This is a genomic window from Streptomyces exfoliatus, from assembly GCF_000725545.1.
GTDB lineage: Bacteria > Actinomycetota > Actinomycetes > Streptomycetales > Streptomycetaceae > Streptomyces > Streptomyces exfoliatus.
Map to the genome: position 1 here is coordinate 1 of NZ_JNZP01000094.1, position 466 is coordinate 466.

A 466-nucleotide genomic window follows, 5' to 3' on the forward strand; every position below is an offset into this window, starting at 1 on the left:
GTTCCCCGAGACCGACCTCGCCCGCCCGGCCGCCGCATGGGAATCCCCGCGCGTGGTCTACCTGCAGAACGCCTCCGACCCCGTCGTCTGGTGGTCGCCCGACCTGCTCCTCGACAAACCCGCCTGGCTGGACGAACCCCTCGGTCCCGACATCACCCCCGAGATCACCTGGTTCCCCTTCGTCGCCTTCTGGCAGACCTCGGTCGACATGGCCGTCTCGTACGGGGTCGACGCTCCGCACGGCCACCGCTACGGCGCCGGAGCCGTCGACGGCTGGGCGGCCGTCCTCCCACCGCCCGGCGGGACGACCGCCGACACCACCAGGCTGCGCGCCTTCATCGGCCACCGGGCGGCGGCGTACTGAGACGGAGAAGGAGGCGGGGTCGGGGTCGCCCTCCGCTCCCTCACGCCGCCTCCACGGCCTCGAACGGCCGCGCCGCCCGGCGCCGCCCGTGCAGCCACACCA

The 466-nt window shown here is 74.2% G+C and carries 1 protein-coding gene; it reads left to right on the forward strand.

Annotation, left to right across the window (positions count from 1 at the left end; all coding sequences use genetic code 11):
* A partial coding sequence (locus tag IO20_RS0134245; RefSeq protein WP_031127810.1) for an alpha/beta-hydrolase family protein occupies positions 1-364 on the forward strand: 364 nt, incomplete at its 5' end.
* Positions 365-466 lie beyond the last annotated feature (102 nt).